The following is a 14,380-nucleotide window of genomic DNA, read 5'->3' on the forward strand; positions in this document are numbered from 1 at the left end:
TAAGGACGATGAATACAGAATATAAGAACATGGCAGGTCGTCTGATCGTGGCTCTGGATTATCCAGATGCCGCTCAGGCATCCGCCTTAGTGGAACAATTGCAAGAAATACCTTGTTATATGAAGATCGGGATGCAGCTCTTTTATGCTGCAGGCCCGGACTTTGTGCGCGAACTTAAGGGGAGGGGTTACTCCGTCTTCTTAGATTTGAAAATGCATGACATTCCAAATACCGTTAAGGGTGGTGCTGAGAGCATTACCCGTCTAGGTGTGGATATGTTTAATGTTCACGCTGCGGGTGGAACACAAATGATGCAGGCAGCTTATGAAGGTATGAATAACGCGTTAGCTAATGATAGTTCTTTAACAAAGCCTATTATCATCGCTGTTACACAGTTAACTAGTACAAGTCAGGCTGTGTTAAATGAGCAGATTGGTGTGGAAGGCAGTATTGAAGAGGTGGTAGTAAGATATGCGAAGCTAGCTGCATCTGCAGGTCTGGATGGGGTGGTGGCTTCCGCACAAGAGGTACCCTCGATTGGAGAAGCTTGTGGCAAAGATTTTATAACAGTTACACCAGGAATTCGTCCGGCAGGTAGTCATTTAGGAGATCAATCTAGAGTGTTAACACCAGGAGAAGCGATCCGACAGGGAAGTCATTACATTGTTGTAGGACGTCCGATAACTGGTGCTAGCAATCCTAGAGAAGCGGCAGAACAGATTATTGAGGAGATGATGAACCATGAGTAATTTGACAGAGATTCCATGTGCGATTGCTAATTATTTGTTGCAGATTGAAGCGGTAGCTTTAAGTCCGAAACAACCTTTCACATGGACATCAGGTATGAAATCACCAATTTACTGTGACAATCGTCTGACGATGTCCTATCCAGAAGTTCGTGAATACATCGCGGAATCGTTCGCAGCTGTTACTCGTGAGTCTTATCCAGATGCTGAAGTGATCGCTGGTACAGCAACGGCTGGGATTCCACATGCAGCTTGGGTAGCGCAGAAGTTAAACCTACCAATGGCATATATTCGTGATAAGGCTAAGGGACATGGTAAACAGAATCAGATCGAAGGATTGATCAAGCCAGGTCAGAAGGTAGTCGTTATTGAAGATTTAATCTCCACTGGAGGTAGTTCATTGAAAGCAGCATTAGCTGTTAAGGATGCAGGCGGTGTACCCTTGGCTGTTCTTGCGATATTTAGCTATCAGCTGGACAAGGCAGTTCATGCTTTTGCAGAGGCTGGCATTCCGCTTCAGAGCTTGTCTAACTATGGTGCTCTAATGGATGTTGCCCTTGAACAGGGGAAGATTGAAATAGAAGACTTACAATCACTGAAAGCATGGAGAGAAGACCCTTCATCCTTCGGAGTATAGATACAGAGAGAAATCCAATATCGTAAGACAAGATAAGGACTTGCCCAACTCATCTGAGGAGGACAAGTCCTTATTTTATGCCTTAGAAAATTTGCATGTTTCCAGACCTATTAGGTAATAATACCATCGACATCATATATAGTTCTTCATGAGAAAGAGGGAAGAGAAATGAAGTGGGTGTATTTCGGTAAACTCTATAGAAGCCAATTTCAAGCGGGTTGCCTTGCTAAAAGATTAGAACAGGACGGTTGGATTTATGGATACAATGATCCTCATTCCGTTGAGATTTTTCGTTCTCGTAAAGGGAGATATGGTGTTCGATTTATTCCTTAAATAAAAAAGGCTTGACGTGAGTGCCGCAAGTGTTGTATATTATATCTTGTCGCTGTTGAAAAATATTTTACTGACGCGGGGTGGAGCAGCCCGGTAGCTCGTCGGGCTCATAACCCGAAGGCCGCAGGTTCAAATCCTGCCCCCGCAATTCATTAAACTGCCATTATCTAATGTGGTTTACATAATATTTAGGGCCCTTAGCTCAGTTGGTTAGAGCGGTCGGCTCATAACCGATTGGTCGGGGGTTCGAGTCCCTCAGGGCCCACTTCTAGAAACCTTGATTTCAAGGTTTTTTTATTTGTCCAAATTAGGATAGAAGGTTGATTATACATTCTTTTAGAAATTTTATTTTATAGAATTATAGATATTGGGGGAATCAGATTGAAAGGTTTGCAATTGAGCCATTCTACTTGGCTTGGTAATACTCGGAAGGATATATTATCGGGTATGACAGTTGCTCTGGCTCTTATTCCAGAATCGATCGCCTTCTCGATTATTGCAGGAGTGAGCCCCATGGTAGGTCTGTATGCTTCGTTCTGCATGGCTGTCGTTATTTCAATCGTGGGTGGTAGGCCTGCGATGATCTCGGCTGCTACGGGGGCTATGGCTCTGCTTATGGTCACTTTGGTGAAAGACCATGGTATTGAGTATTTGTTTGCTGCAACGATACTGACAGGGATTATACAATATTTGATGGGGATATTAAAAATAGGTCAATTGGTTAGCTTCGTACCCCATTCGGTCATGAATGGCTTCGTCAATGCATTAGCAATTCTCGTGTTTATAGCTCAATTAACGCAATTCAAAGGGCAAAGTTGGGTTATGTATGCACTAGTAGCTCTAACGCTAGCTATCATTTATATCGTTCCTTTATTCACGAAGGCTATTCCTTCAGCATTAGTTGCTATTGTTGTGGTATCTATTATTTCTATTAGTTTTGGATTGAATATTAATACGGTAGGCGATATGGGTACGATTACTAGCACGCTCCCATTTCTGCATATACCGCAAGTTTTATTTTCCATGGACACATTCCTTATTATTTTGCCATATTCTTTCTCCATGGCGGTCGTAGGAATCCTTGAATCACTACTAACGGCAACGATAATAGATGAGATGACTGAAACAGGCAGTGATAAGAATAAAGAAGTTCGTGGGCAAGGGATCGCCAATGCAGTTAATGGATTCTTCGGAGGCATGGCGGGTTGTGCCATGATTGGACAGTCGGTGATTAATGTTAAGTCGGGTGGTAGAAAACGATTGTCAACATTGGTTGCTGGTGTATTTCTATTGTTCCTTATCATTGTTCTGGGGCCCGTTGTTACGAAAATACCGATGGCTGCTCTTGTTGCCGTGATGTTCATGGTCTGCCTGGATACGTTTAAATGGGATTCAATTCGAGAGTTGAACCGGATTCCTCGTACAGATGCTTTGGTAATGATCGTGACCGTAGTCATTGTAGTATGGACTCATAATCTTTCTTATGGTGTCATCGCCGGGGTATTACTGAGTGCTTTATTCTTTGCTTGGAAGATAGGTAAGATTAGATTTGAAGAATCTGCTGTGCTAGATGGACATAAAGAATACAAGGTTAGAGGTCAGATGTTCTTTGGGACGATGACACACTTTGTGGGGCTGTTTCACTATAACGAAGACCCTGAACATATTACGATTGATTTTAGTCGATCACATGTATGGGATCAATCAGCTGTTGAAGCGATATCCAAAGTGATTGCGAAATATGAACAACTAGACAAGAAAGTCGAAATCGTGGGTCTGAATAAGGAAAGTCAGATCCTTATAGATAAAATGGGCTTGTCTATGACTAGCGGCCATTAATAGATAGAGAAGAAGAGGGACCTGATTAAATTCAGGTCCCTTAAAAAGTTCAAAAACAATTTGTAGTGATTCCGGATTCAGACATCATTCACACAATTTATTTCATCGATGCCTATTTTCGCATATAAAGATGATGTCATTCTATACGAGTCATTTATACTCTACGCTTACTGGGCAGGAGCACCGTTAATTGCAAACCACTGGCTTTGTAATGTCCATCCGTTGTTCTGCCATCTCAGGACATTCTGAATGTATCCGAATCGATCTGCATGATATAGTCCACTCACACCTTGGAATGCTAACAATTCATATACCCCATCACCGTCGAAGTCGACTGGATATAAGCCACTGAGGGGGTCTACCCATCCTTCTGTAGGGGACTTCAACGTTCCATCAGGGTTGTAGATGCCATCCAAGTAGTCTTTTCCACGAGAGGAGATATCAATGGTATATACTTGTTCTGCATTAGTGTTAGTAACTTGCAGTCGATAACCATCGAGATAAGTCACTTTATACTTCCAATAGTCGTTATATACATCGGAGTTGAATAGAAGTTGTGGTTTCCCTTGAGCAAAACTATACAGATAATCATACGTAATGGCACCTGAACCACCACTGTCTATGGTTAGAAGAATATCTGAGGTTCCATTGCCAGTAAAATCCCCTAGAAATAGACGTGGGTTGTACCCAGAGTTCTCGGTGGGTTTGATTCGATAAATGGTAGAGGTAGTACCATCCTTAATGTGAATAGATATATCACTTATATAAGGGCTGTTACTATCTAGCTTATAACCTGTTAGCCATATTTGGTCTACGACACGGTCGCCAGTTACATCTGCACTTGCATGATCGATAATAAGTTCCTTATTCGTTGTCTGCTCTAAGTTTCGGTTGTGAAATTGTGGTGTGTTATGCATGTATGCATTCATGAAATCTACTCCTTCAGATAGGTGTTTACCCATACTTTATGATTAGATGCATGAAGATGTGCTGTTCAAAATAATTAATTAAATTAAATACTTGAAATTGTTTGGAATATGAAGTATACTAATAAAGTTGAATTCGACCGTTACTAATTTATTAGAAATGACAGATTCACACTTGCTATGCCGGGGTGGCGGAACAGGCAGACGCACAGGACTTAAAATCCTGCGGTACGTGAGTACCGTACGGGTTCGACCCCCGTCCTCGGCATACTTGATTTACGAAGATTGCATGACTCTCATTACTACTGAGGGGCATGCGATTTTTTTATTATATGATTAGAATATTGCGTTGTGTTGATACTGCGGTTAGAGCTGAATAAGCTGACAAACAATGTTGTGGTAGGGCTAGTTGCCTCTACCGGAAATCATACCAAACAGAAATCGCTCCTTAATGGATGGAAGATTAGGATTCCATTGATCCATATGGGGCGATTTCTTGTTTCTGTTTATGAATAAATACGGTAGTTTCCGCTTAGTGCTAGCATACTGAAGAAGTATAGGCAGTTGTCGTAATACCGGCGAACTCCTGTACGTAGCGGTGTATTCCAGAATAGCTTGACGAAATGTCCGGCATTTGGTCCATCGGCAGCGAGTGAGGCCATGGCCAATGTTGCCAGAAGGCCGACTGGATGCAAGGATGGCTCCACGAAAGGTTGGCCGTCAATGGTGTAGCGCCTGTAATCGTCGACTTCAATGTCCCGGAAAAAAGCCTGAATCCGGTTGGACTGATCCACCTGCCAAGGGTCGCAGTGGAACCATTGATAGTCCAGACCGATGTTGGCAGCAACGCGGTAAGAATCGCTGAAGAAGTGGCTGAAGTCTCCATGTGGCTGGGGTTCAGCAGGACTTCCGTCATAGTTAGCATATTCGGGGGAAAGACCTGTCACTGGATGGCAAGCCTTCTGTAAATAAGTTCTGCTTCTAACTGCGGCGTCTTTCCAGAAGGCCTTATCCTGTTCATCGGCCTGTAGAGCAAATAATTCATAGAAATGCGGCAGATGGTAGGAGGGATCGCTGAAAGGTGTTTCAGGGATGAATTTAATCAGCTTAGTTGCCGGGTCCCACATCGGATCGCCTTCTCCATCTTCCCCTTTATGCACACAGGCGCGGAGAATGATATTGGCTTGCTCGGAGTAGTTGAAGGGTTCGGTTCCATCACCCCAGCGCTTGGAGGCGAAGAACAGTGCCATTGCGAAAAATTCTTCTCCGTCCGGCGCCGGGCCGTGCGACAGTCGTGTTCCGTCCAATTTACAGTGCCAGGCAAAATAATCCTTGTAACGGCCTTCTGTATGTTGCATGTATACCTTAGCGAACTTCCAGAGTCGGTCAAACTCTTCCTTCTTGTCCATTTGAACAGCCATCATCATCCCGTAGGACATGCCCTCTGTCCGCACATCGGTATTGCCGGTATCTACGATATATCCTTTATCGTCACCCATAGGATGATAAATTCGTACATCAGGCGCACCGTAAAACAATTCGTTCCAGGTGTCGTCAAGCCTTTGCCTGATCTCCTCTTTTGACATTCCATTCTCTTGGAACAGGTTCCTGTATTCTCCTGTATAAATTGAGCCTTCCTTAAATATATTCATAACAATCCTCCATTGGATAGGGTTTTGCCCAAAGTATAACATGACCGATGCTATAAAAATTAAAGCGTTTACCTTGAAAATTATAGGCGATTCGTGTGTGGTATTCTCGCTCCATAAGTCCTTTGCCGAACAACGCTACTAATCTAAGAATAGATCAATATTATGTGACTATATGTCATGGACTTAGGCTAAGTCGCTCCATATACTTTGAGGGTGATGTTCATACCTTGGGGAAATAATTATTTGCACCCCGATCATGGTAATTATTCCATCCAAGTGATTGTACAAGCATAAAATCATAAATGACAAAGGTGAAATTACGATGGTGAAAAAACAAGGATTAAATCCGTATCTCCCGTCTTGGGAATATATCCCTGACGGAGAACCATATGTTTTTGAAGGTAGAGTCTATGTGTATGGCTCACATGACCGTTTTAATGGACACGCTTTTTGTTTGAACGACTATGTATGCTGGTCGGCACCGGAGGACAATCTGGCCGATTGGCGATGCGAAGGCGTGATCTACCGAACTACGGATGACCCGCTTAATCCTGAAGGTAGCATGTGCTTATATGCTCCCGACGTCACCGTGGGAACGGACGGGCGGTATTATCTCTATTATGTGCTCGATAAGATTCCCGTTGTTTCGGTGGCTGTCTGTGACAAGCCGGGGGGTAAGTATGAGTTCTACGGCTATGTAAGATATGCCGATGGAATACGATTGGGGGAAAAGGAAGGCGATGAGCCGCAGTTTGACCCCGGCGTACTGACTGAAGGAGAGAAGACCTACTTGTACACTGGATTTTGTGGATTTGGGGATAAATCCAGACACGGTGCTATGGCAATGGTACTTGGTCCGGATATGCTTACTATAATTGAAGAACCTGTATTTGTTGCACCGAGCCAGCCCTACAGTAAAGGGAGTGGCTTCGAAGACTATGAGTTCTTTGAGGCTCCTTCAATTCGCAAAAGGGGAGATACCTATTATCTGATCTATTCCTCCATCTCCATGCATGAACTGTGTTATGCAAGCAGCCAGCATCCGACCAAAGACTTCACATACCAGGGAGTCATTGTGAGCAATTGTGATCTTCATATCGATACGTACAAGCCGGCGGACCAGCCAATGTATTATGGCGGCAACAATCATGGCAGTATCGTGGAGATCAATGGAGAGTGGTACATTTTTTATCACCGGCACACCAATGGAACGGCCTTCTCTCGGCAAGGCTGTATCGAGCGAATCGAATTCCTTAAGGATGGCACCATTCCCCAGGTGGAGATCACGTCTTGCGGTTCGAACGGAGGACCACTCGAGGGTCAGGGAGAATATCCGGCATATCTGGCCTGCCATTTGTTCTGCAAACATCATGAAATGTATACAGGAGGATTCGGTCCTACCGGAGCATGGATGGATAGCCGGTTTCCGAAGATTACGCAGGACGGTAGGGATGGCGATGAGGAAACCAGCTATATTGCCAATATGACGGATTCGGCTACTGCGGGGTTTAAATATTTTGCATGTGAAGGAATCACTAGAGTCATAATCAAAGTGCGCGGATATTGCCAAGGTGCATTTGAAGTGAAAACGTCGTGGAGTGGACCGACATTAGGGCGAATACCAGTAGAATTTACGAATGTTTGGAAGGAGTACAGTGCGGAAGTGGCTATTCCTGATGGCGTACAAGCATTGTATTTTACGTATACTGGCAACGGAAGCGCCAGTTTGGCCTCATTTACTTTGGAATAACCCACCACGCGACATTTCCTAACGGAGTGTTTCAAGGATATGAACGGACGTTTCAAGAACTAGCTCGACTCGAGTTAGATTCTAAGATAATCAAGTTGCTAGTAGAGCTGGCTAACCACGATACTATATGAGGCTGATTGAAGGAGCGTTGCAATCATGACAAGTGTGGAACACAAGCGGCGGTTATGGTACAGCCAACCGGCGCGGGAATGGAATGAGGCATTGCCGATTGGGAACGGGCGGTTAGGTGCCATGATTTTTGGCGGTACAGCTGAGGAGAAGCTTCAGCTCAATGAGGATTCCGTATGGTACGGTGGCCCGCGTGACCGCAATAATGAAGATGCCCTGCCTCATTTGCCTGAGCTCCGCAGCATGATTCTGGAGGGACGGTTGCGGGAGGCGGAGGAGCTGGCAGCTATGTCAATGGCGGGACTGCCTGAAGCGCAGCGCCATTATCTGCCACTGGGCGAGCTGCTGCTATCGTTTGGCGGCCACGGGCAGCCTGCCGAAGATTATGTCAGAGAGTTGGACTTAGAACGTGGCGTGTCCCGGGTCAGCTACCGAATTGGTGAGGTCCGATATACCCGCGAGATGCTGGCAAGCTATCCGGATCAGACCATTGTCATCCGGATTTCCTCCGACCATAAGAACGGGGTTTCCCTGAAGGCGCGATTTAACCGTCAAAACTGGAGATACCTGGAGAAAACAGAGAAATGGCAGAATAATGGACTAGCGATGATTGGCAATTGCGGTGGTTATGGGGGTAGCACCTTTGCCGCCGTCCTGAAGGCAGTCACCGAAGATGGCACCTGCCGCACCGTCGGTGAGTATTTGCTTGTAGATGGGGCGAGCTCGGTCACGTTACTGCTTGTCGCAGGGACCACATTCCGCCATCCCGATCCGCAGCTTGATGCCAAGAGACGGCTGGTAGAGCTGAGCAAGGTTTCCTATGAAGAGCTGCTGGCTCGTCACATTGCAGATTATCGCGGATTGTACGGGCGGGTTACACTGACGCTGCCGGAGAATCCGCAGCATAGCGACTTGCCGACCGACGAGCGGCTGAAGCAGTTTCAGAGTGGGGAGGGGGACAACGGTCTACTAGCCACCTATTTCCAATATGGTCGCTACTTGCTTATCTCTTCTAGCCGTCCAGGCTCCTTACCCGCGAATCTGCAGGGCATTTGGAATGACAGTTTCACTCCGGCCTGGGACAGTAAATTCACCATTAATATCAATGTGCAAATGAACTATTGGCCAGCCGAAATCTGCAATCTGACCGAATGTCATGAACCACTATTCGACATGATCGAGCGGTTGCGGGAGCCGGGAAGGGCCACGGCTCGAGTCATGTATGGATGCGGAGGTTTTACGGCGCATCATAATACGGATATCTGGGCGGACACGGCCCCACAGGATACTTACTTGCCGGCTTCCTTCTGGCCCATGGGCGCCGCCTGGCTGTGCCTGCATCTCTGGGAGCATTACCGGTTCGGCCAGGACCGTTATTTCCTAGCCCAGGCATATGAGACGATGAAGGAGGCCGCCCGGTTCCTACTTGATTATATGATAGAAGACGAAGATGGTCGGCTGATTACCTGCCCCTCCGTTTCTCCTGAGAATACCTATAAGCTTCCAAATGGCGAGTCAGGTGTGCTTTGTGCCGGGGCTTCAATGGATTTTCAGATCATTGAAGCCTTGTTCTGGGCCTGCATTCGCAGCACGGAGATACTAGACAAAGACGAGGCGTTCCTCGAAGAACTCACCGCCGCTCTGGCGCGTATGCCAAAGACTCAAATCGGTAAATACGGTCAGATTCAGGAATGGATGGAGGATTATGAAGAAGTGGAGCCGGGACACCGCCACATTTCCCATCTGTTTGCACTGTACCCTGGTGATGCCATCACTGTTGAGCATACGCAGGAACTGGCTGAAGCTACCCGGATGACATTGGAACGAAGACTAGCGAGTGGAGGCGGCCATACTGGCTGGAGCCGGGCCTGGATCATTAACTTTTGGGCCAGATTGAAGGATAAAGATAAGGCCTATGCGAACGTCTGCGCTCTACTCAAACATTCAACGCTCCCCAACCTGCTAGATAACCATCCACCATTCCAGATTGACGGAAACTTTGGCGGAACGGCGGGGATTGCAGAGATGTTACTCCAGAGTCACACTGAGGCAATCCAATTGCTCCCCGCGCTGCCGCAAAGCTGGAGTGAGGGAAGCGTCAAGGGCCTGCGGGCGAGGGGCGGGTATACCCTTGATTTCGCCTGGGCAGAGGGACTCGTCACAGAGGTAGTTGTGACTTGCGCGGTTTCCGGCCCGTGCCGACTGGAAGGGCCAGGCCTAAATATCGTGTCGTTCATAGGTGAAGCAGGGAGTTCCTATTTGTTTCCCTATAAGAACTAAATAAGAAGGAATATAAATTTATCGATTATATATTTAGTTGTCTAATAATGAATCAAAGCTTAACCACAATGGAGGGAATCAAATGACATATTTACTGAATCAGGCTACAGGAAAGGTACCACCAAGAGGCAATCCGCTAGTTGCTCACAGATACGGAGCAGATCCTTATGCCCTGGTATTTGAAGACAGAGTCTATCTCTATATGACCAACGACGCGTTAGAATACGATGGAAATGGCACAGTGAAAGAGAACTCTTATAGCAGTATCAATACGATTACGGTCATTTCCTCTGCTGATCTGGTCAATTGGACCGATCACGGTGCGATAGCGGTGGCAGGACCAGAGGGGGCAGCTAAGTGGGCTACCCAATCATGGGCGCCTGCAGCGGTTCATAAATTGATCAATGGCAAGGACAAGTTCTTTCTGTACTTCGCCAATAATGCGAGCGGCATCGGCGTTCTGACGAGTGACACTCCAATGGGTCCATGGATTGATCCTATCGGGGAAGCACTGATTCTGCGCTCTACTCCGGGAGTCGAGGATGTAACCTGGTTGTTCGATCCAGCGGTCCTGGTCGATGACGACGAGAAGGGCTACATTTATTTCGGAGGCGGTGTCCCAGAAGGACAGTTTGCGGAGCCTGGCACAGCACGGGTCATGGAACTGGGGGATGATATGACCAGCGTAATGGGTATTGCTGAGGTTATTCCAGCTCCATTCATGTTCGAGGATGCGGGGATACATAAGCGGGAAGGAGCCTACTATTATACCTACTGCTCCAATTTCTATGATGGAGAACGTCCAGAGGGCAGTCCTCCTGCGGGAGAGATTGCGTATATGACGAGCGACAAACCGATGGGGCCCTGGACATATCACGGAACAATCCTGAAGAATCCGGGACATTTCTTCGGGGTATCCGGGAATAACCATCATGCGATTTTTCAATTTCATGACGACTGGTATATCGCCTATCACGCACAGACATTATCCAAGGCACAGGGGATAGCGAATGGCTATCGTTCGACGCATCTCAACCGCTTCTCCCATAATGAGGACGGCTCCATTCAGGATATTGAAGCGGATTACAAGGGGGTGCAACAGATCAAAACCTTGAACCCATATGAACGTATACAGGGTGCAACGATAGGATGGAGCGCGGGCGTGAAGACAGAATTCATGACTGTGGGGGGAGAACAGATTGTAACGGATATTAATAACGGCGACTGGATTGGGTTATCCAGAGTCGACTTCGGAAGCCAGGGAGCAGAAGTATTCAGTGCTTCGATCATGACACTTGAAGCTGGCGGCACCTTAGAGATTCACCTGGATGACCCGGCTGGCCTATTGGTTGGTAAGCTATCTGTTCCTGCACCGAACGTGTCTGAGGAATGGGTAGAGCTGAAGACAGAGATCAAGGGAGCGGCGGGAGTCCATGACCTCTATCTAGTATTTACAGGTAAGAGCGGGACAGACTTGTTCAAGCTGGCAGCTTGGCAATTTACGGAGTAGCATACCTAATCCCAAGGGGGCCAATATATTGTATACCAACACTATTACTAATCCTGTTATGTGGGCAGATGTCCCTGATGTCGATGTCATCCGGGTAGGGTCTATGTTCTATATGATTAGCACTAGCATGCATTCCATGCCGGGCTGTCCGATCATGAAATCGGTGAACCTAAATGACTGGGAAATTGTGAATTATGTCTATGATACGTTTGAGGATAACGAGGCCCACCGGTTACAAGATGGCAAAGGCATTTACGGCAAAGGTTCCTGGGCCGCATCCCTCCGCTATAAGGAGGGGTTCTACTATGTTTGCTTCTCATCTAATGACATGGACCAGTTCTATATTTACCGGACAGAGGATATCGAGCATGGGACATGGAAACGTTCAGTAATACCAGGGCTTCATCATGATCCAGGTCTACTGCTGGATGATGATAACCGCAACTACGTGATCTACGGGAACGGCGATATCAGGATTAAGGAGCTGACAAGGAATTTGACGGCAGTGAAGCCCGGCGGAACCGATCAACTGCTGATTGAAGGTGAACGGGAAGACATCGGGTTACGGATTGAAGGCTGTCATGCGTACAAGTTGAATGGCTATTACTATATATTCTTTATTGAATGGCCGAGAACTGGCCATGAGCGCAGACGTCAGCTATGCTACCGTTCGCGCGAGATCCTAGGTCCCTATGAGCGGAAAATAGTGTTGGACGATGATCTTGGCTACCGTAATAAAGGTGTCGCGCAAGGCGGCATTGTCGATACTCAAGGTGGTGATTGGTACGCGATGCTGTTCCAGGATCATGATGCGGTTGGACGGATTCCGTGCGTACTTCCTGTGAGATGGGAGAATGATTGGCCGGTCATCGGAGAGAACGGCAGAGCGCATCAAATCATAGCGACAAGGCTTCCTGCTGCGGAACCGAAACCGCTTGTTATCAGCGATGAGTTCGACTATGCAAGCAATCGGCTGGCGTTGAACTGGCAGTGGAACCATAATCCCGACAATGAGCTATGGTCTGTCACGGAGCGACCGGGATTTCTGCGACTGAGCACCGGGCAAATGACCGACAGCGTCCTGCTGGCTCGCAATACGCTGACACAGCGAACGGAGGGCCCAGCCTGTAGCGCGGAGACAGTGCTGGACCTCTCGGGCATGCGGTCCGGCGACAGGGCCGGAATGGTGGCGCTGCAAAACGGGTTTGGTTCTGTTGAGATAGCCGCTAAAGAGCAAGGCCGATTCTGCGTGAACATGTGTGCCAACGGAGGGGAGACGGTGGAGAGTGTAGAGTTTAACGGTGACCAGATCTACCTCAGGATTGATTTCAATTTTGAGGATAGCCTAGATCAAGCCAATTTCTCTTATTCGGAGAACGGAACGGCTTGGAATCCGATTGGCCAGACGCTAAATATGAAATATACACTGGATCATTTTATGGGATACCGGATTGGCTTGTTCAATTACGCGACCAAACAGTCTGGTGGCTATGTTGATTTCGATTATTTCCATTATCACAGACAGAACTAGGCTCGGGCGTGGAGAGATATATGTGCTTAACATTTTCCGGCGGAATATAGTCGAGTGTGAGAAATGGAGAGGAATAGCCCGGTTAATGAAGAGTAATGGGTAACGTAATCACTCGAGTCAAGTGGAGATGCTATTCCTCAATCATATTAATTGTTCTCCTAGGCTTTTTGGTTCTTTGGTGGTAAGCGTGTCCCGGTAAGCCCGAGGAGAATAGCCGGTAAGCTGTCGAAATTGCCTGCAGAAATGCTCCACATTCGCATAACCGCAGAGTGCCGCGATTTCGGCAATTTTGTGCTGGCCAAAACCAAGCCTTTCTTTAGCCAGCCGAATCCGGCAATGAATGACATCCTCCATGCAGGAAATACCAAAGGTTGATTTATATATGGTTTGTAAATAGCCAGCGCTTATGTGTAGATGCTCGGCCATGGATGAAACAGTCCAAGGATGGCCCGGGTTATTGTAAAGAGTCTTACGTAAGTCCAGAAGATTGTAATATTGTGGACTCAGCTTATCTTGGGACGCTTCGCACAGCTTGTTGAATAAGATTCTGAATAGGTTGTCAATGGACAACTCCCGATAGTCGTTCTGAAAAGTGTTCTCCAGTGTCAAGAGTTGAAACAATTGGTGGCAATAGCCGGGATCGGGCAATGAGAATGGAATACCAACAGGCAAATTGTTTTCTGTAATGTAGGATTCGTCCGCATCAAAACGGATCCAGTCGTTAATGTACTTTTGGGAACAAGCGCGGTAATAAATATTGTGCTTAGGTGGATATAGAACAATAGAGTGAGCAGGAAACTCCTTCAAGTTCCCGTTAACATTAAATAACGCTGCTGTTTGTGTGAGCACCAGAAGCCAGGCATCAAATCCTTCGGGTATATTGTACACAAAATCTTCAGGGTGTGTAGCATCAAATTCGACATAGTGTATTTTAGGCATGGCTGCTCCTTTCTTCGGATACATCAATAATTGGGTAGGAAATATCATTGTTTAGAATACAGTATTTCCCTATAATTTATACTGTATATTAATGCGATGTTGGAGGTG

Annotated in this window: 11 protein-coding genes and 3 tRNA genes; 11 read left to right on the plus strand and 3 right to left on the minus strand. The window is 46.7% G+C overall.

Going from position 1 to position 14,380, the window contains the following annotated elements; all coding sequences use genetic code 11:
• The first annotated feature begins 8 nt into the window (after positions 1-8).
• The 6 genes from pyrF (at position 9) to AC1D69_RS00810 (ending at position 3,555) form a co-directional block, all read left to right on the plus strand.
• Positions 9-749 carry an orotidine-5'-phosphate decarboxylase gene (pyrF, locus tag AC1D69_RS00785; RefSeq protein ID WP_495454254.1) on the plus strand — a complete coding sequence of 247 codons (741 nt, stop codon included), beginning with the start codon at positions 9-11 and terminating at the stop codon, positions 747-749.
• On the plus strand, positions 742-1,383 hold the full coding sequence (pyrE, locus tag AC1D69_RS00790; protein ID WP_495454255.1) for an orotate phosphoribosyltransferase: 642 nt from the start codon (positions 742-744) through the stop codon (positions 1,381-1,383). The genes pyrF and pyrE overlap by 8 nt, the downstream gene beginning before the upstream one ends.
• Before the next feature lie 168 nt (positions 1,384-1,551).
• Positions 1,552-1,716: a hypothetical protein gene (locus AC1D69_RS00795; RefSeq protein ID WP_495454256.1), complete on the plus strand. Its 165-nt coding sequence runs from the start codon at positions 1,552-1,554 to the stop codon at positions 1,714-1,716.
• Positions 1,717-1,790: 74 nt separating this feature from the next.
• Positions 1,791-1,864, plus strand: a tRNA-Met gene (locus AC1D69_RS00800).
• A 43-nt stretch (positions 1,865-1,907) separates the two neighbouring features.
• Positions 1,908-1,981 (plus strand) — tRNA-Ile (locus tag AC1D69_RS00805).
• A 116-nt stretch (positions 1,982-2,097) separates the two neighbouring features.
• On the plus strand, positions 2,098-3,555 hold the full coding sequence (locus AC1D69_RS00810) for a SulP family inorganic anion transporter (RefSeq protein ID WP_495454257.1): 1,458 nt from the start codon (positions 2,098-2,100) through the stop codon (positions 3,553-3,555).
• 167 nt (positions 3,556-3,722) lie between these two features.
• Here AC1D69_RS00810 and AC1D69_RS00815 read toward each other — a convergent pair whose 3' ends face one another.
• On the minus strand, positions 3,723-4,484 hold the full coding sequence (locus AC1D69_RS00815) for a YybI family spore inner coat protein (protein WP_495454258.1): 762 nt from the start codon (positions 4,482-4,484) through the stop codon (positions 3,723-3,725).
• Positions 4,485-4,663: 179 nt separating this feature from the next.
• Here AC1D69_RS00815 and AC1D69_RS00820 point away from each other — a divergent pair.
• Positions 4,664-4,749 (plus strand) — tRNA-Leu (locus AC1D69_RS00820).
• A gap of 238 nt (positions 4,750-4,987) precedes the next feature.
• Here the strand turns inward: AC1D69_RS00820 and AC1D69_RS00825 are convergent.
• Complete coding sequence (locus AC1D69_RS00825; protein ID WP_495454259.1) at positions 4,988-6,133, minus strand: family 8 glycosyl hydrolase; 1,146 nt, start codon at positions 6,131-6,133, stop codon at positions 4,988-4,990.
• Positions 6,134-6,455: 322 nt separating this feature from the next.
• Here AC1D69_RS00825 and AC1D69_RS00830 point away from each other — a divergent pair, with 322 nt between their 5' ends.
• The 4 genes from AC1D69_RS00830 (at position 6,456) to AC1D69_RS00845 (ending at position 13,333) form a co-directional block, all read left to right on the plus strand.
• Positions 6,456-7,883 (plus strand): family 43 glycosylhydrolase, encoded by a 1,428-nt coding sequence (locus AC1D69_RS00830; RefSeq protein WP_495454260.1) that lies wholly within the window; start codon positions 6,456-6,458, stop codon positions 7,881-7,883.
• A gap of 156 nt (positions 7,884-8,039) precedes the next feature.
• Positions 8,040-10,292, plus strand: a complete 2,253-nt coding sequence (locus AC1D69_RS00835; RefSeq protein WP_495454261.1) for a glycoside hydrolase family 95 protein — start codon at positions 8,040-8,042, stop codon at positions 10,290-10,292.
• Between the two features lie 82 nt (positions 10,293-10,374).
• The gene (locus AC1D69_RS00840) at positions 10,375-11,802 is read left to right on the plus strand and encodes a glycoside hydrolase family 43 protein (RefSeq protein WP_495454262.1); all 1,428 of its coding nucleotides are present in this window, start codon (positions 10,375-10,377) and stop codon (positions 11,800-11,802) included.
• Positions 11,803-11,860: 58 nt separating this feature from the next.
• On the plus strand, positions 11,861-13,333 hold the full coding sequence (locus AC1D69_RS00845; protein WP_495454723.1) for a glycoside hydrolase family 43 protein: 1,473 nt from the start codon (positions 11,861-11,863) through the stop codon (positions 13,331-13,333).
• A gap of 141 nt (positions 13,334-13,474) precedes the next feature.
• Here the strand turns inward: AC1D69_RS00845 and AC1D69_RS00850 are convergent, their stop codons facing one another.
• Positions 13,475-14,296: an AraC family transcriptional regulator gene (locus AC1D69_RS00850; protein ID WP_495454263.1), complete on the minus strand. Its 822-nt coding sequence runs from the start codon at positions 14,294-14,296 to the stop codon at positions 13,475-13,477.
• Positions 14,297-14,380: the final 84 nt, after the last annotated feature.

The organism is Paenibacillus sp. Y301 (assembly GCF_059445505.1).

Bases quoted from the DNA above. Each gene is read 5' to 3' on its own strand.
- pyrF (WP_495454254.1), top strand. From the start codon at position 9: ATGAATACAGAATATAAGAACATGGCAGGTCGTCTGATCGTGGCTCTG.
- pyrE (WP_495454255.1), top strand. From the start codon at position 742: ATGAGTAATTTGACAGAGATTCCATGTGCGATTGCTAATTATTTGTTG.
- AC1D69_RS00795 (WP_495454256.1), top strand. From the start codon at position 1,552: ATGAAGTGGGTGTATTTCGGTAAACTCTATAGAAGCCAATTTCAAGCG.
- AC1D69_RS00815 (WP_495454258.1), bottom strand. From the start codon at position 4,484: ATGAATGCATACATGCATAACACACCACAATTTCACAACCGAAACTTA.
- AC1D69_RS00825 (WP_495454259.1), bottom strand. From the start codon at position 6,133: ATGAATATATTTAAGGAAGGCTCAATTTATACAGGAGAATACAGGAAC.
- AC1D69_RS00830 (WP_495454260.1), top strand. From the start codon at position 6,456: ATGGTGAAAAAACAAGGATTAAATCCGTATCTCCCGTCTTGGGAATAT.
- AC1D69_RS00835 (WP_495454261.1), top strand. From the start codon at position 8,040: ATGACAAGTGTGGAACACAAGCGGCGGTTATGGTACAGCCAACCGGCG.
- AC1D69_RS00840 (WP_495454262.1), top strand. From the start codon at position 10,375: ATGACATATTTACTGAATCAGGCTACAGGAAAGGTACCACCAAGAGGC.
- AC1D69_RS00845 (WP_495454723.1), top strand. From the start codon at position 11,861: ATGTGGGCAGATGTCCCTGATGTCGATGTCATCCGGGTAGGGTCTATG.
- AC1D69_RS00850 (WP_495454263.1), bottom strand. From the start codon at position 14,296: ATGTATCCGAAGAAAGGAGCAGCCATGCCTAAAATACACTATGTCGAA.